At 50.6% G+C, this 21,944-nt stretch carries 18 protein-coding genes and 1 tRNA gene; 8 read left to right on the plus strand and 11 right to left on the minus strand.

Annotated elements, in window-relative coordinates:
* Positions 1–203: 203 nt before the first annotated feature.
* Positions 204–1,409, plus strand: a complete 1,206-nt coding sequence (locus C7382_RS03705; protein WP_116678976.1) for a C1 family peptidase — start codon at positions 204–206, stop codon at positions 1,407–1,409.
* Positions 1,410–1,494: 85 nt separating this feature from the next.
* Here the strand turns inward: C7382_RS03705 and C7382_RS03710 are convergent, their stop codons facing one another.
* From C7382_RS03710 to C7382_RS03725, 4 genes are all read right to left on the minus strand, one after another.
* Positions 1,495–3,534, minus strand: a complete 2,040-nt coding sequence (locus C7382_RS03710) for a M3 family metallopeptidase (RefSeq protein ID WP_116679060.1) — start codon at positions 3,532–3,534, stop codon at positions 1,495–1,497.
* A gap of 34 nt (positions 3,535–3,568) precedes the next feature.
* Positions 3,569–5,062 carry a DUF3943 domain-containing protein gene (locus C7382_RS03715; protein WP_243405650.1) on the minus strand — a complete coding sequence of 498 codons (1,494 nt, stop codon included), beginning with the start codon at positions 5,060–5,062 and terminating at the stop codon, positions 3,569–3,571.
* Positions 5,063–5,079: 17 nt separating this feature from the next.
* A complete protein-coding gene (locus C7382_RS03720) occupies positions 5,080–6,927 on the minus strand; it encodes a C10 family peptidase (RefSeq protein ID WP_116678977.1) in 1,848 nt (615 codons plus the stop codon).
* 195 nt (positions 6,928–7,122) lie between these two features.
* Positions 7,123–7,196, minus strand: a tRNA-Met gene (locus C7382_RS03725).
* A gap of 1,397 nt (positions 7,197–8,593) precedes the next feature.
* On the opposite strand from C7382_RS03725, the gene C7382_RS03730 reads away from it, so the two are divergent.
* The 7 genes from C7382_RS03730 to C7382_RS03760 all read left to right on the plus strand — a co-directional run bounded on the left by C7382_RS03730 (position 8,594) and on the right by C7382_RS03760 (position 15,412).
* Positions 8,594–10,021 (plus strand): aspartate ammonia-lyase, encoded by a 1,428-nt coding sequence (locus C7382_RS03730; protein WP_116678978.1) that lies wholly within the window; start codon positions 8,594–8,596, stop codon positions 10,019–10,021.
* Positions 10,022–10,180: 159 nt separating this feature from the next.
* Positions 10,181–11,089, plus strand: coding sequence for a Ppx/GppA phosphatase family protein (locus C7382_RS03735; RefSeq protein ID WP_116679062.1), 909 nt, complete (start codon positions 10,181–10,183; stop codon positions 11,087–11,089).
* Complete coding sequence (locus tag C7382_RS03740) at positions 11,086–12,117, plus strand: phosphatase PAP2 family protein (protein WP_165815118.1); 1,032 nt, start codon at positions 11,086–11,088, stop codon at positions 12,115–12,117. The genes C7382_RS03735 and C7382_RS03740 overlap by 4 nt, the downstream gene beginning before the upstream one ends.
* A gap of 467 nt (positions 12,118–12,584) precedes the next feature.
* Entirely contained in the window at positions 12,585–13,544 is a 960-nt protein-coding gene (locus C7382_RS03745; protein WP_116678980.1) for an ROK family protein, read from the plus strand.
* On the plus strand, positions 13,529–14,074 hold the full coding sequence (locus C7382_RS03750; protein ID WP_116678981.1) for an NUDIX domain-containing protein: 546 nt from the start codon (positions 13,529–13,531) through the stop codon (positions 14,072–14,074). The genes C7382_RS03745 and C7382_RS03750 overlap by 16 nt, the downstream gene beginning before the upstream one ends.
* A gap of 4 nt (positions 14,075–14,078) precedes the next feature.
* Positions 14,079–14,990 carry a transporter gene (locus C7382_RS03755; RefSeq protein ID WP_116678982.1) on the plus strand — a complete coding sequence of 304 codons (912 nt, stop codon included), beginning with the start codon at positions 14,079–14,081 and terminating at the stop codon, positions 14,988–14,990.
* On the plus strand, positions 14,987–15,412 hold the full coding sequence (locus C7382_RS03760) for a DUF695 domain-containing protein (RefSeq protein WP_116678983.1): 426 nt from the start codon (positions 14,987–14,989) through the stop codon (positions 15,410–15,412). Before C7382_RS03755 ends, C7382_RS03760 begins: the two co-directional genes overlap by 4 nt.
* 75 nt (positions 15,413–15,487) lie before the next feature.
* Here the strand turns inward: C7382_RS03760 and C7382_RS03765 are convergent, their stop codons facing one another.
* The 7 genes from C7382_RS03765 to dnaJ all read right to left on the minus strand — a co-directional run bounded on the left by C7382_RS03765 (position 15,488) and on the right by dnaJ (position 21,940).
* On the minus strand, positions 15,488–16,279 hold the full coding sequence (locus C7382_RS03765) for a polysaccharide deacetylase family protein (RefSeq protein ID WP_116678984.1): 792 nt from the start codon (positions 16,277–16,279) through the stop codon (positions 15,488–15,490).
* Positions 16,267–16,977, minus strand: a complete 711-nt coding sequence (locus C7382_RS03770) for a glycosyltransferase (protein ID WP_116678985.1) — start codon at positions 16,975–16,977, stop codon at positions 16,267–16,269. The genes C7382_RS03765 and C7382_RS03770 overlap by 13 nt, the downstream gene beginning before the upstream one ends.
* Entirely contained in the window at positions 16,964–18,166 is a 1,203-nt protein-coding gene (locus C7382_RS03775; RefSeq protein WP_116678986.1) for a glycosyltransferase family 87 protein, read from the minus strand. Before C7382_RS03775 ends, C7382_RS03770 begins: the two co-directional genes overlap by 14 nt.
* 65 nt (positions 18,167–18,231) lie before the next feature.
* Positions 18,232–19,419 (minus strand): serine palmitoyltransferase, encoded by a 1,188-nt coding sequence (gene spt / locus C7382_RS03780; RefSeq protein WP_116678987.1) that lies wholly within the window; start codon positions 19,417–19,419, stop codon positions 18,232–18,234.
* A gap of 187 nt (positions 19,420–19,606) precedes the next feature.
* A complete protein-coding gene (locus C7382_RS03785; RefSeq protein WP_116678988.1) occupies positions 19,607–20,389 on the minus strand; it encodes a UDP-2,3-diacylglucosamine diphosphatase in 783 nt (260 codons plus the stop codon).
* A gap of 35 nt (positions 20,390–20,424) precedes the next feature.
* A complete protein-coding gene (locus tag C7382_RS03790; protein ID WP_116678989.1) occupies positions 20,425–20,742 on the minus strand; it encodes a metal-sulfur cluster assembly factor in 318 nt (105 codons plus the stop codon).
* 43 nt (positions 20,743–20,785) lie between these two features.
* Complete coding sequence (gene dnaJ / locus C7382_RS03795; protein ID WP_116678990.1) at positions 20,786–21,940, minus strand: molecular chaperone DnaJ; 1,155 nt, start codon at positions 21,938–21,940, stop codon at positions 20,786–20,788.
* Between the last annotated feature and the right edge of the window lie 4 nt (positions 21,941–21,944).

Genomic DNA, 21,944 nt, shown 5'->3' on the forward strand with positions numbered 1-21,944 from the left:
AATAGCCAAGAAGAAAAGACTAAGAAGAGGTATTTGCTTATTGCAATCCGGCCATAGGTCGCTTTTACCGCCCAAATATCATAGACAAGAATGGCCGAAAAAAGCGAAAATTCGTCATTCGACCTATCGGGAAGACTGCGGGTATTGCTTATCTTTGTGCCCGTATGAGATAATTTCTTACCATTAGTAATCAAAAATAGAGAATGAAGAAAACACTTTTAGCAGCCGCCGTAGTGGCTTGCAGCGCATTCACCGCCGTAGCTCAGCAGAAGGCTGCGACCGAGATTGTAGAGAATCAGTTTACCATCGTCAAAGAGGTGCCCATCACCTCCATCAAGGATCAAGCCAACTCCGGTACTTGCTGGTCGTACTCCGCCATTGCATTCCTCGAAAGCGAAGCGCTGCGCATGGGCAAGCCTGCCGTAGACCTGGCCGAGATGCACGCTGTGGCTCAGGCCTATAAAGACCAAGGCGAGAAGTATGTGCGCATGCACGGCAAGCTGAACTTCAGCCAGGGCGGTTCGTTCTACGACGTGCTCCACACGCTCAAGCACCACGGTGTGGTGCCCCAAGAAACGATGGAAGGCCTCAACTACGGTACGAAGAAGAATATGCACAGCGAGATAGCCGACGGTGCGGAAGGTTTCCTCAAAGCTATCATCACGAACCCCAACGGCAAGCTCTCTTCGGCATGGAAGAAGGCTTATGATGCTATCATCGACAGCTATCTGGGTACCGCTCCCGAGTCATTCACCTACGAAGGCAAGACCTATACGCCGAAGAGCTTCGCGCAGTACCTCGGTCTCAATGCCGACGACTACGTATCGCTCACTTCTTACACACACCATCCGTTCTATACGCCGTTCATCCTCGAAATCGAAGACAACTGGCGTTGGGAAGTGTCTTACAACCTGCCGATCGCAGAGCTGATGGAGACAATGGAGTATGCCATCAACAACGGCTATCCCATTGCTTGGGGTTCGGACGTGAGCGAAATTGGCTTCACGCGTGACGGCATTGGCGTATTGGCTGATGTGGAAGGTATCGAAGCTAAGGGTTCGGACCAAGACCGTTGGGTAGGACTCAGCCGTGGCGAGAAGCAGGCCGAAATCATGCGTATGGTAAACAGCGCAGACTGTCCCGAGATCGAACCGACACAAGAATACCGTCAGAAAGGTTACGACGAGTACTCACTCACAGACGACCACGGTATGCTCATCTACGGTATGGCCAAGAATCAGAATGGCCGCCCGTTCTTCATGGTGAAGAACTCATGGGGCGAGACCGGTAAGCACAAAGGCATCTGGTACGTTTCGCGCAACTTCGTAGCCGGCAAGACGATGAACATCGTACTGCACAAGAAAGCTCTCCCTGCAGCTATCGCCAAGAAATTGGGCATCCGCCAGTAATCGCATAGGGCACTCTGCCCTCTTGATCTTATAAGACAGAGGCCGCACCTTCATGATGGTGCGGCCTCTCTTTTTGGGTTGCCGACTATGCGATGATGCCCGTGCGTCGCAGGAGCGGATCGATGTCCGGCTCATGTCCGCGGAAGGCTACGTACAAATCCATGGCATCGGCCGTATCGCCTCGCTCCAATATCTCTTGACGGAAGCGGGAAGCGACTCCTCTGTCGAATATGCCTGCCTCCTGAAAAGCCGCGAAGGCATCGGCATCCAATACTTCGGCCCACTTATAGCCATAGTATCCGGCCGCATAGCCACCTGAGAAGATATGTCCGAAAGCGGTACTCATAACAGTGTGCGGCGGCGAAGGCGGGAGGACAAGAGCCTTACGCCAAGCTGCTTCTTCAAAGGCTTTGATGTCCAAGTCGTCTGCAACGGGGGCGGTGAGGCCATGCCAAGCCATATCAAGATAGCCGAAGCTGAGCTGGCGACAGGCTCCGCTCGCAGCGAGGTAATTGCGAGCAGCAAGGAGCTTGTCCACGAGGTCGGACGGCATGGGCTCACCCGTCTGATAATGGAGTGCAAAGGTGTCGAGGAAGTCTCTTTCTGACAGCCAATTCTCCATCAACTGACTGGGTAGCTCCACAAAGTCGCGAGCCACGGATGTGCCGGACAACGATCCGAACCTACACTGCGACAGCATGCCATGCAGGGCGTGTCCGAATTCGTGAAGGAAAGTCTCCACCTCTCCGGCCGTCAGCAATGCAGGTTTGTCGGCCGTCGGCGGTGTGAAGTTCATCACGATGATGATATGCGGTCGTTGCCCTTCCGATTGATCGCGCAGATTATTCATCCAAGCACCGTTTTGCTTGCCTTCGCGTGGGAAGAAGTCCGTATAGAGCAAACCCAAATAAGAGCCGTCCTCGTCCGACACTTCATAGACTCGAACATCAGGGTGATAGACCGGAACATCCGCCCGCTCGGCGAAGGAGAGGCCGTATAGTCGTGTAGCCAGGCCGAAGACACCGCGCGTTACGCGCTCCAACTCGAAATAGGGACGCATCATCTCGTCGTCCAGGGCATAATGTGCCTGCTTGTACTGCTCCGACCAGTATGCCCAGTCCCACGGCTCCATCGTAAAGGAGGTAGGATCGGATGCCTGAGCTGCAGCCCATTGACTAATCATCTCCAGCTCTTCTTCCGCCTTGGGCTTGTATGCCTCGAGGAGCTTGTCCAGAAGTGCGTGAACGGCTTCCGGCTTCTTGGCCATTCGATCGTGAAGAGCGTAGTGGGCGAAGGTGTCGTAGCCGAGCAGATTGGATTCTTCCAAGCGGCCATTGACCATCTTACGCACGAGCGCTTCGTTGTTGTACTCATTCTGAGCAAAGCCTACACTCATTTTCGCTTCGTACATCTGCCTGCGCAGATGGCTGTCGCCGCAATGCTTCATAAAGGCGAAGTAACTCGGAGCCGAAAGATCGAACAGCCATCCTTCCGCATGACCCCCGCGTCGGGCTTTGTCCGCTGCCAGCACCAATGCCGTCTCGGGCATGCCTGCCACAGCAGCGGCATCAGTGAGGTGCAGCTTGTAACGCTTCTCGTCCTTGAGGATGTTCTGCCCGAAAGAAAGCGAGGTGGTACTCATCTCATCGGAGAGTGCACGCAGTCGCTCCTTCTTCTCGGCAGGAAGCAGTGCACCGCTATCCACAAATCCGCGATAGCAGTTGTACAGCAACCGATACTCTTCAGTTGTGAGCGTGTCAGGAGCCGTATGCTCCCAAACGGTGCGGATGCGATCAAAAAGGGGTTCGCTCAAGGCTATATCCGTACCAAGGCGAGTCAGCTCGGGCATGATCTCCTGCGACAGTGCCATGAGTTCGTCATTACTCTCGGCATGCAAGAGATTGAAGAAAGCTCCGGACACCAATTCCAATCGCTCGCCACACCGCTCCAAGGCAAGGATGGTGTTTTCGAAAGTTGGCGGCATCGTACTATGGATGATGGCGTCGGCTTCGGCTCGCTTTTCGGTCAAAGCCTGCGCAAATGCTTCTTTGAAGTCTGCAATCGTGATACGATCAAAAGGATAACTGCCGAAAGGCGTATCGAATGGTTGTAAGAGAGGATTCATCAAAATGAGGAAAGAAATTATATGATGAGGTTTTTCAGAAGAAATACCCGAAACGGAGCTGAACATCGCTCGTGTCGAATGCTACATTCGGATAGAACTTGTATTGTGTCTTGCGGATGAAGCGCCGGCCGGTCAGTGAAATAAACCACGGCCCGGGATGATAGGCGAATTCCGAACTGGCAACGATAAGTTGCGCTTTACTTTCGTCTCCTTGCACTTGGAAGACGGTCGGATCATATTGGCTCCGATCGTTGCCTTCCGCTCCTATCCATGTAAACAGACGGTAGCCTTCAAAGCCAAGCAGCCAACTCCATCTTTTCTTGCAAGTAGCGCCAAGGTAGAGTTTGCCGCTGTATCCGCTACCGAGGTTATAGTCACGGAAGTTCACGTTGTAATGATCCGTAAGGCTGGCTCCCATCAGTACGGCATTGAAGTAAGACTCGGCATAGAAACTCAATGGTCGTTTCACTGTGCCGCCGTGGTGCTTGAAGATGAGACCGCCCCCCAAGGCGGCTACCTGCGAGATGCGGTAAGGTGTCATGAGATTGCTGGTTGTACTGTTCTTCTTGACACGCTTCTCAGAGTTGTAGTAGTCGAAGTGCTGGAAGAGACCGCCGATGAGGACTGTCTTCTCTTTCGACACCAACTGTCGACCGGTAAGGACGCCGATCAGATTGATTTGGCTCAGCAGGGGCTGCGTCTCGGATATACTCAGTCCGGCTTTGAACTGAAAGAAATCGTACGGTGTAAAGGTTTCGGATCCGAACTGATCGCCGTAGTCGAATCGTACGTTGAGCGTAAGAGCCGTGGCTCCGGTTCGCGTATGAAGAGCATCGGCGAGGAAGCGAAAGCCTACATCGAAGACGCCATTGACAGGTACCCTGTTGAAGATGCGTCCGCTCGTTCGGTGCGTGCGTCCCACCTCTCCGGCCGTAAGTCGGTTGAAGAAACGCATCGGATTGACTACAGCTGCGGCAACCTCTCGCCCTGCGCGTTCCCACCCCGTAGTCCGATTGTCAATGAGAAGATCCGACACTCTATGCCCGATCTCACCAAAAGCAATACCCCCCAACGTCGTGGCGTAGAGGTCGTTGATGCTCGGCGGCTCATTCTCCATAAAAAGCTCCCACATCAAGCTGCCACATAGTGCAAACGGAATAGACGAAATGAAACTCATACCATTGGCGCGCGCAGCATTGAAGTAGAGCGATCCGTGATAGGGGTGGGCGAAAAGGTTGGTAATAAACTGATCGTTGTCCCAGCCGAATCCGTTCTCGAAGTTGTTCTGGATCGTATGCCAATTGATGTGTGCAAAGTCTTCGTTGACGATGTAGCGATTGAAGCCCCAGACAGCCATGTTGATGCCCACCGTCTTTCCGATGGCACGCCAAGGCCGTCTCGGAAGAACTGTCAGCGAGTCACCATCAAATTCGATTCCTTGAATCGCCGGAAAACGCTGAGCCGAGAGCTTAGGGACTAATAGCAGGAAGAGAAGTACTAATAAGGCAACTCGCTTCATTCGGATCATACTTAGGGGATGCTACTTCAATGCTTAATGATCTTCTCTGCTCTGTTGCCGTCATGGATGAAATAGGTACCTGCAGGAAGCTGACGCAAGTCGATAGTTGCGGACGAACCACTCATTACTGTCTTCGACAAAACTCTTCCATACATATCCTGTAGTATGAGGAAGCCGTCCTCGAGCACCCCTTCCCGCGCTATCACCGTGATGTAATCCGTCGCGGGATTGGGATAGATGCGATAAGAGGATGGTATGGTTGTGAGGGCATTGGTCTCGCTCAGGAAGGCACGTATATAGAAATTAAAGTCCATAGGCGTAGCCTTCCCATTGTTTATCGACGCAAAAGGAGCACCGTCGGACGGATTGAGTACGAAGAGATCGCCCTTCTCGAGAACAGCCGGGCCTACATCTACTCCCAACGGATAGCCTTTTTCCGCTTGGGCAGTATAGCCGATGTAGAGATCCTTACCTGTAGGAATGAGGAAAGGTGTGGTCAGCGTCACACGCATCGGTTCGCCGGCTTTCTCCACCGTTACATTCTGCTCGTATAGCACCTCTTGGCGAGTGGCGTCTCCCCAAATACAAAGCTTATAGACACATTGCGCTTCGCCGGGGAAGAACGCTATCGCTTCTATGCTTTGCCCCGCATATAAGAGAAGGTCTTCGGCAGTATAGAGATGTGCGACGGCGTAGTCAGACTTCTTGTTATCGCCCGTATAGCTGAAAGGAGTGGTACTCCATGAAAGACACTCCTCTTCCTCCGTTTCGGTCGTTGCCGGACGTATGCCCGTGATCATGATGGCGTTGTCATTATAGCCGCGTCCCTGATCCTGCGGATTGAAGAAACCGAGTGCGTAGTAACCGTTTGCATAGCCCGTCCAACCCCAATTGACATGAATGAGTCCCTCTGCATCGATTCCATCCAAAACGAATATGTGCCCGCCATAGCCATTGGTGTTGGCCAAATAGATGATGGGAAGTCCCTCCTGCATATCCTTGGCGATGTAAGCGTGCCATTCATCCTGAGGGATTTGGTTGATCACTTGATTGCGGGAGAAAGCTTGATAGCCGAAATAGCGACGCAGGCTAAACTCCAATTTGTTCAGATACGCACTGCTACCACTCACGCCATAGTTGGTCTGCATACTCACGCCACAAGCATACATCAGCCTTGCCACCGCCTCTGCTTCCGCAGGCGTATAACCAGCACCGTAAGACTCCAAGAGGAGATTCCAGTCCAGCGGGATGGTGTCGAGGCTGACGACGAAGTCCGTCTGACTGTTGGCCGACGTATAGGACACCAATCCGACAGCTTTCTGGGGATAACCGTAATGAGCTACAACCTGTGCCATCGAAGTCGCTCCGCATCCGGTGGGAGCCGTAGTGCCGTTGATAGTCGGTGCGTATAGATTGTAAGGGGCATTCTGTCCCCACTTGGTTTTGATGACCGGGCCTGTCGGTGTATAGTTCCTCTTGCTTGTATGCCTGCAAGCCATTGGATTCAGCACGGACAGCAACTCTTTTACCGCAGGTGGAGCCTGATTGTAGTCGAAAGTTCCCTCTCGACTATATCCTAATACGTACCGAGTGGCATTGGGATGGGCGGAGACAAGGACGAATCCCTCTCCTACTCCTATATTATAGGCTGCTACCGATACGTGATCGGGCAAAGCCACGCGGTTCAGTGCGATAGTCTCACGATCGGGGTATAGTCGTCGAGCTTGTTCGAGCGCCAACTGTTCTTCGGCAGTCGTGAGCGTTTGTGCGAAGCTGCAGAAAGCACAAGAAAAAAGGAGAAACAGGAATAGAGATACCGCTCTTATCTGCAAGATGCGATCAAAACGGAGGCCAATGGCAAGGAATGGATGCATTGTTCTTTACCTTGATAATTGAATAAGCGAAGATACGCATATTTAACCTCATTATCATGGCTTTGGTTTGGTAATTGTCGATTTGCCGAGGTAGGGGACTTGTTTAAGGGAAGTGGGGAGTTGGAAGAAAAAAAGAGCGTCGGAAGGATTCTCTTCCGAAGCTCTTAAACGAAACAAATGATTGTCACATGTAAGTAGCGAGACCCGGGATTGAACCGGGGACCTCATGATTATGAATCATGCGCTCTAACCAGCTGAGCTATCTCGCCAACATCCCCACGAAAAAGCCGATGCGTTTTTCTGAGACGGTGCAAATGTAGTTGTTTTTTTGAAACGCGCAAGCAGTATCCAGTTTTTTTGCTTTCTGACGCATCTCTAGTCCTAAGAAAAGTGGAGGACTCAACCGTGGGTAAATATGGAGTTGAGCCTCCTACTCTTTGAGCGTCTTCTATCCATCATATTGCATCTATCAACGAGAACAGGCCGCAAGCCAAAGCTGGTTTTTGTTACCTTTGTGCAGCGAGAGGAGGTGCTATAGAACGTAAATACATGAATATCAGACGGCGCCGACCGGCCATACAGAAATTGATAGTAGCAATGACGACCCATAGAGATATACCCGCAGCCAGCGAGGCTTGCCCCGTTTCCACCCTTACTCCTTGTGCACAGACGGCACAACATCGGCCGTATAGTAGAGAGAAGTCTAAAAAACTGTACGCGATCTAATGGCAGATAGGTTGAGATAAGGCCGATCATCATCGTCAAAAGCATAAAATCCCCGTTGCGTTCGCACATGAACGCAACGGGGATTTGTCGTTTTTAGAGGTCACGAATTGCCTTGTGCCGGAGATCAACTTTATAAAAATGACGTTTGAACTTTATAAAGATCAGATGCAAAGATTATAATTATCAAAAGTGATCTTTATAAAGATTGAATCTAAAGATTATAAAGTTGATCTTCCAGCTGTCTAAACATGATCACCGAAGGATTGTGATCGTATTTTCGATCTCGTTTTGCTTTCCAAACAAGTCCCCAAAGCGCTCTTTATTTAGAATGAATCTAAACGATCATTCGTTGTTGAAAACTTTTTTGGCACCTAAAAGCTGAGAAACGAACAAAAGGATTTTGAAGAATTTCCACACTTCTTCACAGTTCCGGAAGCGTTTGGCAAGTTGTTTATTGTCGGAATATCCCTATTTTGATGGGGGCATTATACCAAACTTCCTTAGTCGCATCATTATATCGTCTGTCCGATTCCGAGCGGTTATTTTGCTGCAGCACCGCCCGTGAACGCAGGATGACCGTGTGTGCAACAGCCCAAGGAAATCGCAAAAATGGGAGCCCTCCATCAACAGTATCACCATCCGAACATCAATAATGAGGGAAGTCCGCAAGCTCACGTTTGGACGGAAACTAAGACATATTTGACGTATGGCCCCCCGCATAGCATACGAGTATAGGATCTCAAATACGCTGGGAGCCGGCCTTGTGCACTTCCATGATTTCAATGCCGGAGGTTCATCGGCTCACCTAACATTCAATGTTCTCCTCTAAAGGTCAGGAGCGCTGAATATGCGTATCCGACTTAAGTTCTTGACTGCGTGAATAAATAACTTGTATCTTTGTCGGACTGTAAAAAAAAGAATCAAATACTATTCCCGTTTTATGGAATCAAAGAAACCTACACGTATCGAGAGCGACCTTATCGGTGAACGCGAGATACCCGGCCATATCCTATATGGCGTACAGACATTGCGCGGTATTGAGAACTTTCCTATCAGTAACTTTCACCTGAACGACTACCCGCTCTTCGTCAATGGCTTGGCCATGACCAAGTGGGCTGCTGCCGTGGCCAATCATCGCCTCGGGCTGCTCACGGATGCTCAGAAGGACGGTATCGTGGCTGCCTGCAAGGAGATCCTTGAGGGCAAGCACCATGAGCACTTCCCCGTGGATATGATCCAGGGAGGAGCCGGCACGACTACCAACATGAATGCCAACGAGGTGATCTGCAACCGTGCGCTCCAGATCATGGGATACGAGGCAGGCGAATTTGCCTATCTCTCGCCCAACGATCACGTGAACTGCTCTCAGAGCACGAACGATGCTTACCCGACGGGTATTCATCTCGGACTGTATGCTACATATCAGAAGTTCCGTCCGCATCTGGTCGATCTGATCCTTTCGCTCCGTCGCAAGAGTGAGGAGTTTGCCCACGTGCTCAAGATGGGACGCACGCAGCTCGAAGACGCAGTACCCATGTCGCTGGGACAGACTTTCGGCGGCTTTGCATCCATCCTGAACGATGAGCTGAAAAATCTCGACTTTGCTGCCGAAGAATTCCTCACCGTCAATATGGGTGCTACTGCCATCGGTACCGGTATCTGTGCTCAGCCGGGCTATGCCGAGTACTGCATCGAGGCACTGCGCGAAGTGACGGGTTGGGACATCCGTCTGAGCGAAGACCTCGTAGGTGCTACGAGCGACACGTCTGTGATGGTGGGCTATTCGTCAGCACTGCGTCGCATCTGTGTGAAGGTGAACAAGATCTGTAACGACCTGCGACTGCTCGCCAGCGGTCCTCGTTGTGGTCTGCACGAATTCAATCTGCCTGCTATGCAGCCGGGTTCTTCTATCATGCCGGGTAAGGTGAATCCCGTGATCCCCGAAGTGATGAATCAGATCTGCTACAAGGTAATGGGTAACGACCTCACGGTGACGCTCGCCGGCGATGCTGCCCAGATGGAGCTGAACGCCATGGAACCTGTGATGGCTCAATGCTGCTTCGAAAGCTCGGATCTGCTCATGAACGGATTCGACACGCTGCGCACTCTCTGTATCGACGGCATCACGGCCAACGAGGACGAATGTCGCGGTTACATCCGCAATAGCATCGGCATCGTGACTGCTCTGAATCCGATCATCGGATACAAGAATTCGACCAAGATCGCCAAGGAAGCTATGGAGACAGGACGTGGTGTCTATGACCTCGTGCTGGAGCACGACATCCTTTCCAAGGAAGACCTGGATACGATACTCTCTCCCGAGAACATGATCAAGCCGGTCAAACTCGACATCAAACCTCGCCACTAATCCCACATCGGGAGAAGTAGCTCTCATGTACAAGGACTGTACGAAGCGGGTATGCTGCCATTCGTACAGTCCTTTTCTGTTTACGATGCGCTATGCGAAAGCGGACAATCGCAAGGAATGAATGCTAAAAACTATCTTTGTCCGAGCAAGAAAATGGAAATGAACAAGGAACACTATGCTGCGATCGACGTCGGCTCTAATGCCGTGCGTCTGCTCATCAAGTGCGTCAACAGCGAGGAGGCCGAAGAGCCTCTGAGCAAGGTACTGCTCCTGCGTGTGCCGTTACGACTGGGGGAAGACTCCTTTAACAAGGGATATATCGGAGAGGAAAAGACGGACAACATGATCAGACTCATGCGGGCGTATAGTGAGATGATGAAGATCTATCGCGTGCGGGACTATCGTGCTTGTGCCACTTCGGCCATGCGTGACGCCTCCAACGGGAAGGAGCTTGTGGGGCTGATCCGAGAGGAAACCGGTATAGCGATAGACATCATCGACGGAGATGAGGAGGCGCGACTCGTGTCGGACAATAATATCGAGCGCCTCATTGCAGACGGAGCCAACTATCTCTATCTGGACGTAGGGGGTGGTAGTACCGAGCTTACGCTCTTCTCTCAAAGCGAAGTGAAGCACTCCCATTCGTTCAACATCGGTACTGTGCGTCTGCTTAGTGGCAAGGTGCAGCCGGAGACATGGGCTGCTTTCTGCTCGGAACTGGAGACGATCACCGAGCAGTATGCCGAGCTTTCAATTATCGGCACGGGAGGTAATATCAACAGGCTGGTTCGTTTGAGCGGATCGGATCGCGGCTCGTCTCGCTATGGCGTCATGCCGGTGGAAGCCCTGCGCAATACATACGAACTGCTCAAGCCTATCTCCACTGAGGAGAGAATGGTGCGCTTCCACCTCAAACCCGACCGTGCGGACGTAATCATTCCTGCTGCGGAGATCTTCCTAAAGGTGGCCGACATCACTGGCGCGCGTAACATCATTGCGCCGGTGATCGGATTGGCAGATGGTATCGTCGAAGATCTCTATATGCGTCATCAACCAAAATTGTCGTGAAGAAACAACCGAAACCCAAGAAAATGGCCGGTACCATATCTGCTACCGTAGGCCAAGCCTATGCCAATCGCCTGCTGATCCTGACCGAGATGCTGGCCTTGCTCTACATCATCATTACGGGCATCATACTCCTTGTCATGCGTCCGGTCATGCCTGATGCCGGCACACTCCTGCTTAACAGGGTGGAGATCGTCGTGGGCATGGGCATCTTTGCGCTGCTTTACTATCGTGCTCCGTCACGGTTTACATGGGCGCTGCGCATCATTTTCCAGTTGATGTTGCTGAGTTATTGGTACCCCGAGACCTATCTTTTCAACCGACACTTCGACAATCTGGACCACCTCTTCGCTCAGATCGAGCAGGTCGTCTGCCTCAGTCAGCCGGCTGTCTGGTTCCATCAGCTCTTCCCACATTGGATTGTCAGCGAATTGCTGCATTTTGGTTACTTCGTTTACTATGCTCTCATCGTGGGAGTTATCCTCTTCTACTACATCTCTAATTATCGTCAGGCCGAGCGAGTGGCTTTCGTTTTGTTTGGTTCGTTCTACGTCTATTATCTGATATATACCCTCTTGCCGGTAGCGGGACCGCAGTTTTACTTCCCGGCCATCGGTTGGGAGAGTGTGGCCGCGGGACGCTTCCCACCGGTCGGCAAATTCTTTGCCTCACATCCGGAATTGCTGGAGATGGATGTAGCACATCAAGGTCTATTCTATCGCCTGGTCAATATGTCGCAACAGATGGGCGAGCGTCCCACCGCTGCGTTCCCCAGCAGCCATGTGGGCATCACGACGGTTATCTTCGCTTTCGTGCACCGCGGCAGCAGGAAGCTGTTTTGGTCTTTACTGCCGATCGGCATCTGTCTGATGCTGGCGACGGTCTACATCCAGGCTCACTATTTCATAGATGTATTGGCCGGATTGGCTACGGGGCTTCTCTTTTATTATAGTGGGAATAAGCTCTATTCATGGCTCGACATCAAGATAAGCGGCAGACGGAGCCGTAACAATCAAACGGGAAGCGTGTAATTCCCGATATACACAATAGAGAAAACAAAGGGAACAGCTTTTTACAGCATGTAAAAAGGGTCAAAAAAGAAATTGGAGATCATTTATAGCGTGTAGAAAGCCTCAAAAAGGGAAAAAGACCAATTTACAGGGTGTAAAAAGCTCCAAAAAGCAGATTTGAGTCCATTTACAGCATGTAAATCACGTCAAAAACGGATTTTGAGCCTTTTTACACCCTGTAAATCGGTTGCAGCAAGAATTTTGAACCTATTTATACCTTGTAAAAACCGAAAGGAAGTCGAAAGGAATCTTTCAACAGCATGTAGAAAAGCTCTCCGATCGTTTGCGACGAAAAAACACGATGGATGTCGGCCTAATTGCACTTATTGTCGGAATCTGCTCAGCAACAGTTTGCGAACATAACAGACAGAAAAACAAATATCTTTGTGGAAATCGCTAAAAGTAGAACATCTAAACATGTTGTTTCAATGGAAAAGCCTTATGTATTAGGAATCGATGTGGGTCGTACCAACACCGTCTTCGGCGTGGTGGACGCTCGTGGCAATCTGATAATGAGTTCGTCCATCAAGACCGGAGCACATAATGATCTGGATGATTACATCAAGGACCTGGTGGCCGGTATTGAGCCGTTACTCGAACAGGTAGGTGGCAAGGACAAGATCAGAGGCATCGGAGTAGGAGCACCTAACGGTAATTACTACACAGGTTCGATTGAGTTTGCCCCCAATCTCCCTTGGAAAAAGACTCAGATCCCATTTGCCCAAATCTTGAAAGACGCTCTCGGCATTCCCACGGCGCTTACCAATGATGCCAATGCTGCGGCAATCGGTGAGATGACCTATGGTGCTGCACGCGGGATGAAAGACTTCATCGTGATCACGTTGGGCACCGGTGTGGGTAGCGGTATCGTGGTAAACGGAACCCTTGTGTACGGACACGATGGATTTGCCGGTGAGCTTGGCCATATGATCGTTCGTCGCAATGGTCGCATGTGTGGCTGTGGGAGGCAGGGTTGTCTCGAAACGTACACCTCTGCTACGGGGGTTGCCCGCACGGCGCGCGAGTACTTAGACATCCGTTCGGACAAGAGTATGCTGCGAGACATCCAGCCCGAGCTCATCACTTCTAAGGATGTGTACGATGCTGCGATCAATGGCGACGGCTTGGCACAGGAGATATTCGAGACTACGGGGGCAATCCTTGGAGAGGCTTTCGCCGACTTCGTTACATTCTCCAGTCCCGAGGCGATCATTCTCTTCGGAGGTCTGACCAAAGCGGGCGATCTCTTGATGAATCCGATACGCCATCACATGGACAAGAACATCCTCAACATCTATAGAGGGAAGACCAAGCTGCTCTTCTCTCAGCTCAAAGAGAGCGATGCCGCTGTGCTCGGCGCAAGTGCTTTGGGATGGGAGGCGAAATAAAGGCTGAGCATCCGCTCATAGTCTTCCGATACTGTCCGCGCTGCGGTCACGATGGCTTTGTGGAGAAAAATGCCAAAGCAAAATCGTGTCCGCAGTGCGGATTTGTCTATTATGCCAATCCGTCTGCGGCGACAGCATGCTTCATCACGGACGCAGGCGGACGCCTTCTGGCTGTACGTCGTGCTCATGAGCCGGCGAAAGGAACATTGAATTTGCCCGGCGGGTTTATGGATATGGGCGAAACAGCCGAGGCTGGAATCATTCGCGAGGTGCGAGAAGAAACGGGCATGGCTGTCGAAGAAGTCACCTATCTCTTCTCGCTTCCCAATTTGTATCTGTATGGCGGGATGATCGTGCACACGGCCGATCTGTTCTTTTCTGCCCGTGTGGCGGATTTTGCTTCAGCCGTGGCGGATGATGATGCGGCCGAATTAGTCCCTTTGGCTCGGGAGGAAGTTCATCCCGAAGATTTCGGATTGGAATCCGTGAGCCGTGCAGTCGGTTTGTGGCTGGCTCGTACCCAAGAATAATAAAATGAAAAGACTGAAAAACTTTGCTCTTCCCATCGCTATGATTGTGGGTGTAACGGCTTGGCCATTGCTCTCCCCTTGGTCTTTTCTGATCCCGTATATGATCTTCTTGATGCTCTTCTTCACTTTCTTGAAGATCTCTCCTCGCGATATGCACTTCTCGCGCTTGCATCTGCTCATGGCAGCGATCCAGTTAGCTTTGGCGATAGGCGGCTTCTATGCTCTCCGCTGGTTTGATCCTATTGTAGCCGAGGGTGTGATGATCTGCTTTATATGTCCTGCGGCCACAGCCTCGTCTGTGATCATCGGCATGCTTGGTGGGAGCATTGCCTTCGGAGCCACCTACGTATTACTCACTCATATGGGGATAGCTGTGCTGGGCCCTTTGCTCTTCTCTTCGCTTAGCACGGCACATGCCGATATACCCTTTTGGACTTCCGTCGGGCATATCCTTATCGGTGTACTTCCGCTCGTGGTGCTTCCTCTCTTGTCGGCATGGGTAGTCCGGTTCACATCGACGCGATTGCATAATCGGCTTTTGCAGATCCCCCAGATGGCTTTTTGGCTATGGGTTGTTTCGTTGTGTATCATCATGGCCAAGACTACCGGTTACGTAGTCGCTCAGGAGGCAGATACCATCCGACTGGAACTTCTGTTGGCCCTGGGCGGACTTGTTAGTTGCTCTATTCAGTTCGCATTAGGCAAGTGGCTCAGCAAACGTTATCTGCAAGAATCCGTTACTGCAGGACAAGCGTTGGGACAGAAGAATACATCTTTGGCTATCTGGATATCGCTGGCCTATTTGAATCCGATCTCTTCCATCGCTCCTGCCAGCTACGTAGTATGGCAAAACTCCTTCAACTCCATTCAGCTATGGCTGCACAATAAGAAAAAAACGATAATAGATAGACGATGAAACTAAGCGACAAATGGTTTACAGCCCTGAGCGAAGACGAGAAAGGTAGTCTTGTATTCGTCAACGGCCGTCAGGAATTGGACGAATTCCGATTGAGCGGTAAGATGAAGATTCGTATTGAGATCCGTTGGCCTTATGAGGCTGATGAGCAGGGATTGCCCACTGAATCGGCAAGCCTGCTGATCGACGAGATCGAGCCTCTCATCCGCAAAGCGATGGAAAAGGACAAATTGGCCATCATGACCGGCAACTACACCGGCGGAGGGATGAAATATTGGGTTTATTATGCCCGTACGGAGCGTGTTTTCGGAGAGCGTCTCAATACAGTCCTGGAGCCGTACGAAACACTCCCGTTGGAGATCGAATGCGAGATAGATGCCGACTGGGAAGAATACCTCGACATGCTTTCTATGCAAGAATAATCTCAGGCTGTCAATATATTTCTCATCGACAGGAGCTTTTGTGCTATATAAATGATTGAATATAACCCTTCGGCATCAATCACTTAGGGAAGAGATGTAGTCAGAGGCTGTGCCAAATGTGTGATGGGACAAAAGTAGAGCATCGATTATACGCTCCAATCGGTGACACATTTCTTCTCCACTACGATGTGTAACAGTATAGCTTAGTTTGCAGTTGGGCAACTTATTGATCTCGGCAAACTCCCACGGATGAAAATAAAGATTTAAATAATCGTCATGTGCTATCGTTCGTTTGATCATCTTGATGTATAGATTAAGTGGGAGATGATGGAGAGAAAGCCAGAAGAGCGGGAAGCGTAACAATGGGGTAACAGAGCTTGGCAATTGGTATACCCCATATTCATCGGAGAAAGGGAGTCTTGGTGCAAAGAAGTGGTTGTATCGGCCGGGGATAAACGTTGGATTAAGGGACGAATTGTACGCATAACCCGCTTGAGCGATCTCAAGCGCCGATATGGGCATCATCCGAGGCATTCGAAATCCTCGCACTTCGGCTCCATCCCACAAGGCATTAAGCCTCTGACGAGATTCTAAAAGATGTTCGACCTTGAAATCCGAATGAAATACTCCATGCGAAGCCAATTCATGACCATCAGTGCAAATTCTATTGCGTAAGTCTTTCGGGAGAGACTCCCAAAAAGTAACTGTGCTGAAGAATGTTGCCCGAACACCTTTTTTTCTCAGGATGTTCAGGATTGCTTCGGTCCCACGAAGACTGATTTCCAACTGTTGGTCTATCGGAAAGCTTTGATAGCCTTGTTCTACAGGCACATCAAATTCCTCGATGTCGAAGCTTAAGAGAACCATCTTGCCCTTATCAACCTGGGTAAACTGTATATTTCGCGAAAGATTGTTTTCGCTTTCATCGCAGACAGAATGATGTTCGGACGGATAGCTCCGTGGACGACATCGATCCGTACTTTCTTTCTCCTTGCCAAGCAGATAAATTCTGTATCGAATAAAAAGCGTTTTATCTCTGTTCGCAGAAAAATTGATTTGCCTACTTGGGAAAAGCCTTTGAGCCCGCCTTGTGTATCTGTGGTTGGCAGAGACAAAAATGTATTTACAAAGTGGGAAATCTCAGAAAGAATCTCTCTCTTGAAACGAATCCTTCTCCCATACGAAGCTGACTCTCTATGTGCAATAACGACGTCTGCTCCATCAAGAAGCGATTTTATCACCTGCTTGTAAGAATCCAACGTGAAAGGGAAATCATAATCTGTATAGATCACGAATGGAGCATCTGTTTGTTTTACTCCATACCGAACGGCATATCCTTTTCCCTGATTCGCTGAATAGTCACAATAGAAGACTGGCCATTGAGACGATGACCAACGCGAACGAACGTCAGAGGAGTGTCCCGTTTTACTGCCATCAGGTACAATAAAAACACGAAGAGTGATCTCCGGCAGAGCTGCAGATAACGCAGATAAGTGAGAGATTGCCTCCTCCTCCCACCCTTGATAGGGATTGTAAGCCGGTAATACGATATCAATTTGAGTCATTGGTTTGGGTTCTCTGTGTGTTTGTTTCGGTCGAAACAAAATTAGTCCGCAGCAGATCAATGCAAATTTTTATCCAAATAAAACTGGGGAATAGCGCTTTCATTGCAAATGGTTGAATCACGTTCTTTCGAATTGCCGCGGGGAAAAGATCTGTAGGAGACAGGGATGAGAGAAGGAGCGTCCCGACAAGGAGTGCAATGTCAAGCCAATTGACTTTGCCTCTGGCCGGATGTGCGAACCATATACCAACGCCTAACAATGCAATAATATAAGTGCTTGATTCGCTACCGGTACTGAATAGGATGGTGAAGAGTAGCGTGGACGCAAGGATATTCATCCGAAAAGTAGTAGACCGGTATTGTCTGAATCGAATAAATGGTAGCGCAAAAAGGACAATTCCGGGGAGTAATAGTAAGAGGTCGGAGTATTCTGTGCTTCCAGAAACCTTTCGCACGATGCCCAGAAGAGAAACATTCTGTGACAAGGAGAAAAAATTCTCTGTATTCTTGCCCCCAAGACAGTCGATCCAACTTGAATACTGTTCGAACACATAACTGCCTCCGCCCAATAATATCGGCAGGAATCCTATGATGCCAAACCAAAGGAAAAGCCAAGCGAGATAACGTCCTTTCTTTGCTGCAAAAGGGAAAAAAACTAAGCCTACGATGCCATATATTTTAGTTAGTGTCCCCAAAGCAATAAAAAGAGCTGCAGCCCATTCTCGTTTTTTCTCCACCATAATAAAACTAAGAAGGATGCATGCTCCGATGAGGACATTCAGCTGTTGCATACATAGGGCTGTGTACAGATCCAAAAAAGCAATCCATAAAATGGTAATCTTCTTTTTCTCCGTCGTAGGCAGCATCCTAACAGCCCAAAGACATCCCGCAACAGATAGGCAGAGCCATAAAAACATCCCTATGAAGTCGGGCAGAAGAGCAAACGGGGCAAAGAGAATCGGGAAAACAGGACCATAAAGGAAACGGTCATGATGTTCGGACGGATAGCTTAAATAAAGAGGCTGGAAAGAACTAAAATGATAGAAAGAGGATCGAAATATAATGTAATTGTTATGCCTATGCGGTGCTGCTTTGGTTATCGCAACAACCAAAGCAGCAAGGCTCCATAGCGCATAAATGAGTTTTCTTGATGATATCGTTTTTCGGAAAATAGTTGGAGATAACTGCATCTATATAAGATTCAGAGAGAACTTGGTCAGTCAGCTGTCTGACATTATTGTCACATGAGATCTCATCAGAGGAGACCGTTTTGTTTGAAGACTTTGTGCAGCTTTTCGATAGCGAAATCCAACTGCTCTTTCGTATGTGTCGCCATCAGCGAGAAGCGGATGAGCGTGTCGGACGGAGCCACGGCGGGAGAAACGACCGGATTCACGAAAACACCTTCTTCGAAAGCGTCTCGCGTGATCTGGAATGTCTTCTCATTGTTACGGATATAGAGCGGGATAATGGGCGTAGAGGTGTGCCCGATCTCAAAGCCTAATTTTCTGAACGCATCCAGAGAGTAGTGCGTCAGCTCCCACAGACGAGCCAAGCGCTCCGGCTCGGACAGCATAATGTCCAGAGCAGCAGAGGCAGCTGCAGTAGATGCCGGCGTACAGCTGGCACTGAAGATATAGGAGCGAGCATGGTGGCGCAGGTAGTTGATGATGCTCTTGTCGCCGGCGATGAATCCGCCAAGAGAGGCGAAGGACTTACTGAAGGTACCCATGATGAGATCGACATCCTTCGTCAGCCCAAAGTGGTTACATACGCCTCGACCGTGGTCACCCATCACGCCGATACCGTGCGCTTCGTCCACCATTACATTGGCGTTATATTTCTTAGCCAAGCGTACGATTTCGGGCAGGTTACAAACGTCCCCCTCCATACTGAAGACGCCGTCCACAACGATCAGCTTGACCTTGTCCGGATCACATTGCTGCAGGCGCTTCTCCAACGACGCCATATCGTTGTGCTTGTATTTCAGCTTGGTGCTGAATGAGAGGCGCGTGCCTTCGATGATGGAGGCATGATCCAACTCATCCCAAATGATATAGTCTTCGCGTCCCGTAATACAGGATACGACACCGAGATTGACTTGAAAACCGGTGGAGAAGCTGATCGCATCCTCCTTGCCCACGAACTCGGCCAATCTTTTCTCCAGCTCCAAGTGGATATCCAGTGTACCATTGAGGAAACGAGAGCCGGCACATCCTGTACCATACTTCTTTGTTGCCTCGATGGCAGCCTCCATTACTTTCGGGTGGTTGGTCAATCCCAGATAGGCGTTCGAGCCGAACATGAGCACCTTCCGCCCATCAATGATGACTTCAGTATCCTGATCGCTTTCGATCTTTCTGAAGTAGGGATAAATACCCGCGGCCTGTGCCTTCTGAGGCTCGGTGTATTGAGCCAATTTATTTTGTAATAGTTTTCCCATTAGCCTATAAGTTGCCTTATGCGGTACAAATGTAGTAATTCGAACCAAATGTAGCACAGTTTTGGCCCGAACGTGCAGAACGATGACGGGATAATGGACACTTTCTGCCACTATCCTGCAACTTCGGATGATGGGAAGAGTGATAAGTCGGGCAGCGATGTCGCTCGCTGCGTCGTCCGGTTGTGTGTTACTCCGCCAGCGTCTCCAGAGAGAGCTGCGTACCATCCCAAACGGCGAACGAATCGTAGCGGATCCAATCGCCAAGAATGATCACACGCTTATTGGCTCGCAAAGCCAGATCTACAAGTAAGTGCCTGTGACCAAATATATAATAGTCAATCTCCGGATGTTGGGTACTGTGTTCTTTGGCAAAGCGTATGAGCCACTCATTTTCGATGTCGAAGTAGTCGTTGCTGTAGGCATGCGGAATATGCCCCTCTGTCTTGGATTTCTCTCCGTTGCGTCGGCTTCTCAGGGAGATTGCATACGCCAGGCCCACCGTCCATCGCGGGTGCACGGCAGCATATAACAGACGTGCCAGCGGGTTGCGAAAGAGGCGATACATCCAGTCATAGGTGGGTTTCACCGCTCGATACTCCTCGTCACCATGAGCCAGACGGAACACCTTGCCGTCGATCTCGACCGTGATGCCGTGCATATGTACTTGTGCGCCCAGTTCCTGCTGCAGGTAGTCCGTGAGCCAAACGTCGTGATTGCCGGCGAAGAAGTGTATCTCTACACCCGCATCGCTCAACTCGGCCACTTTGCCGAGGAAACGTGTGAATCCGCGGGGAACCACATGCTTATACTCGAACCAGTAGTCGAAGATGTCGCCCATGAAGTAGATGGCTTTCGCTTCGTGGCGAATGCTCTCCAGCCAATCAGCCAGACGCCTCTCCACGGCATGTGGATCGGCATGGTGGCGGGAGCCGAGATGAGCGTCGCTGGTGAAGTAAGTCTTCGTGCGCATGGGCGGCAAATTTTTAGTAGTGGGAGGATCTGTAATCAGAGGAAGCCCAGCTCCAGCATTGCCTCCTCACTCATCATATTCCTGTTCCATTCAGGCTCGAACGTGAGGTCTATCTTCACCGTTTTCACCCCTTTGACGCTCTCCACCTTCATGCGCACGTCCTCTATTATGAAGTCTGCGGCAGGGCAGTTAGGTGCTGTCAGGGTCATCGTTACGGTGACCAGGCCTTCGGCAGCCACATCCACGTTGTAGATGAGTCCCAAGTCATATACGTTGACGGGAATCTCGGGGTCGTACACCGTGCGCAACATGCGGACGATGTCCTCTTCTATCTGCAAAAATTCATTTTCCATTGCCTCTGTCGTTAGTCGTTTCTGTGGAGTTACGGACTCTGTTTTAGTCCAGCATTTCTCTGTATTTCTTGTCGATCTCCTTACGGGCTGCATCGGTAGGCTTGAAGCTGTCCGAATGCTCCATCGCCGTCAGCGTCTCTGCATCCTTGTCGTCCGTGGACTCGGGGATGTAGATGTTCACATTTACCAACTGATCGCCCGTTCCGTAGCCGTTCACGCTCGGCAGACCCTTATTCCGCAGACGGAGCACTTTGCCAGGCTGCGTTCCCGGCTCGATCTTTATTTTGGCCCTTCCGTCAATGGTCGGCACCTCCACACTGCCCCCCTTGATAGCAAGCGGTACCGATATGAGGAGGTTGTAAATGAGGTCGTTGCCGTTTCGGATCAGATTGGCGTCCGGCTCTTCCGCTATGAGAACGATGAGGTCGCCATTGATGCCGCCGCGAGGGGCAGCGTTGCCTCTGCCGTTCACCGACATTTGCATTCCTTCGGCCACCCCTGCCGGAATGTGGAACGAGATCACCTCTTCACCGATCTCTATCCCTTCGCCCTTACAATGCGAGCAAGGTTTCGTGATAATCTCTCCTTCGCCGTGGCAGGTGGGGCAGGTGCTCTGCGTCTGCATGGCTCCGAAGATCGTATTGTTCACACGAGTGACCACACCCGTGCCGTGGCAGGTCTGACAGGTACTCTTGCCGTTGGCATCCTCTGTCCCGTCGCCGTTACATCGGTGGCAGACGACTTGCTTCTTCACTTTCACCTTCTTCTCTACCCCCTTGTAGATATCCGAGAGGGTGAGTTTCACTCGCACACGTAGGTCTGAGCCGCGGCGTACACGCTTGCGGCTGCCGCCTCCCATGTCACCGAAGCCGCCAAAGCCTCCGAAACTGCCACCGAATAGGTCACCGAAACGACTGAAGATGTCCTCCATCGACATACCCGCGCCACCGAAGCCGCCTCCTGCGGCACCGCCTAAGCCGGCATGACCGAACTGATCGTAGCGACTTCTCTTCTGCGGGTCGCTGAGGACATCGTAGGCCTCAGCCACCTCTTTGAAGTGCTCTTCCGCCTCCTTGTCTCCAGGATTCTTGTCCGGATGGTACTGGATGGCTTTCTTCCTATATGCTTTCTTGAGTTCCTCGTCAGTAGCTCCTTTGGAGACGCCGAGTACCTCGTAATAATCTCTCTTTTCTGCCATGGTC

This window comes from Porphyromonas loveana, assembly GCF_003096695.1.
Taxonomy (GTDB): Bacteria; Bacteroidota; Bacteroidia; order Bacteroidales; family Porphyromonadaceae; genus Porphyromonas; species Porphyromonas loveana.

Bases quoted from the DNA above. Each gene is read 5' to 3' on its own strand.
- dnaJ (WP_116678990.1), bottom strand. From the start codon at position 21,940: ATGGCAGAAAAGAGAGATTATTACGAGGTACTCGGCGTCTCCAAAGGA.
- C7382_RS03745 (WP_116678980.1), top strand. From the start codon at position 12,585: ATGGAAAAGCCTTATGTATTAGGAATCGATGTGGGTCGTACCAACACC.
- C7382_RS03720 (WP_116678977.1), bottom strand. From the start codon at position 6,927: ATGCATCCATTCCTTGCCATTGGCCTCCGTTTTGATCGCATCTTGCAG.
- C7382_RS03775 (WP_116678986.1), bottom strand. From the start codon at position 18,166: ATGCAGTTATCTCCAACTATTTTCCGAAAAACGATATCATCAAGAAAA.
- C7382_RS03735 (WP_116679062.1), top strand. From the start codon at position 10,181: ATGAACAAGGAACACTATGCTGCGATCGACGTCGGCTCTAATGCCGTG.
- C7382_RS03715 (WP_243405650.1), bottom strand. From the start codon at position 5,062: ATGATCCGAATGAAGCGAGTTGCCTTATTAGTACTTCTCTTCCTGCTA.
- C7382_RS03765 (WP_116678984.1), bottom strand. From the start codon at position 16,279: ATGGTTCTCTTAAGCTTCGACATCGAGGAATTTGATGTGCCTGTAGAA.
- C7382_RS03790 (WP_116678989.1), bottom strand. From the start codon at position 20,742: ATGGAAAATGAATTTTTGCAGATAGAAGAGGACATCGTCCGCATGTTG.
- C7382_RS03705 (WP_116678976.1), top strand. From the start codon at position 204: ATGAAGAAAACACTTTTAGCAGCCGCCGTAGTGGCTTGCAGCGCATTC.
- C7382_RS03710 (WP_116679060.1), bottom strand. From the start codon at position 3,534: ATGAATCCTCTCTTACAACCATTCGATACGCCTTTCGGCAGTTATCCT.
- spt (WP_116678987.1), bottom strand. From the start codon at position 19,419: ATGGGAAAACTATTACAAAATAAATTGGCTCAATACACCGAGCCTCAG.
- C7382_RS03760 (WP_116678983.1), top strand. From the start codon at position 14,987: ATGAAACTAAGCGACAAATGGTTTACAGCCCTGAGCGAAGACGAGAAA.
- C7382_RS03755 (WP_116678982.1), top strand. From the start codon at position 14,079: ATGAAAAGACTGAAAAACTTTGCTCTTCCCATCGCTATGATTGTGGGT.
- C7382_RS03730 (WP_116678978.1), top strand. From the start codon at position 8,594: ATGGAATCAAAGAAACCTACACGTATCGAGAGCGACCTTATCGGTGAA.
- C7382_RS03785 (WP_116678988.1), bottom strand. From the start codon at position 20,389: ATGCGCACGAAGACTTACTTCACCAGCGACGCTCATCTCGGCTCCCGC.
- C7382_RS03750 (WP_116678981.1), top strand. From the start codon at position 13,529: ATGGGAGGCGAAATAAAGGCTGAGCATCCGCTCATAGTCTTCCGATAC.
- C7382_RS03770 (WP_116678985.1), bottom strand. From the start codon at position 16,977: ATGACTCAAATTGATATCGTATTACCGGCTTACAATCCCTATCAAGGG.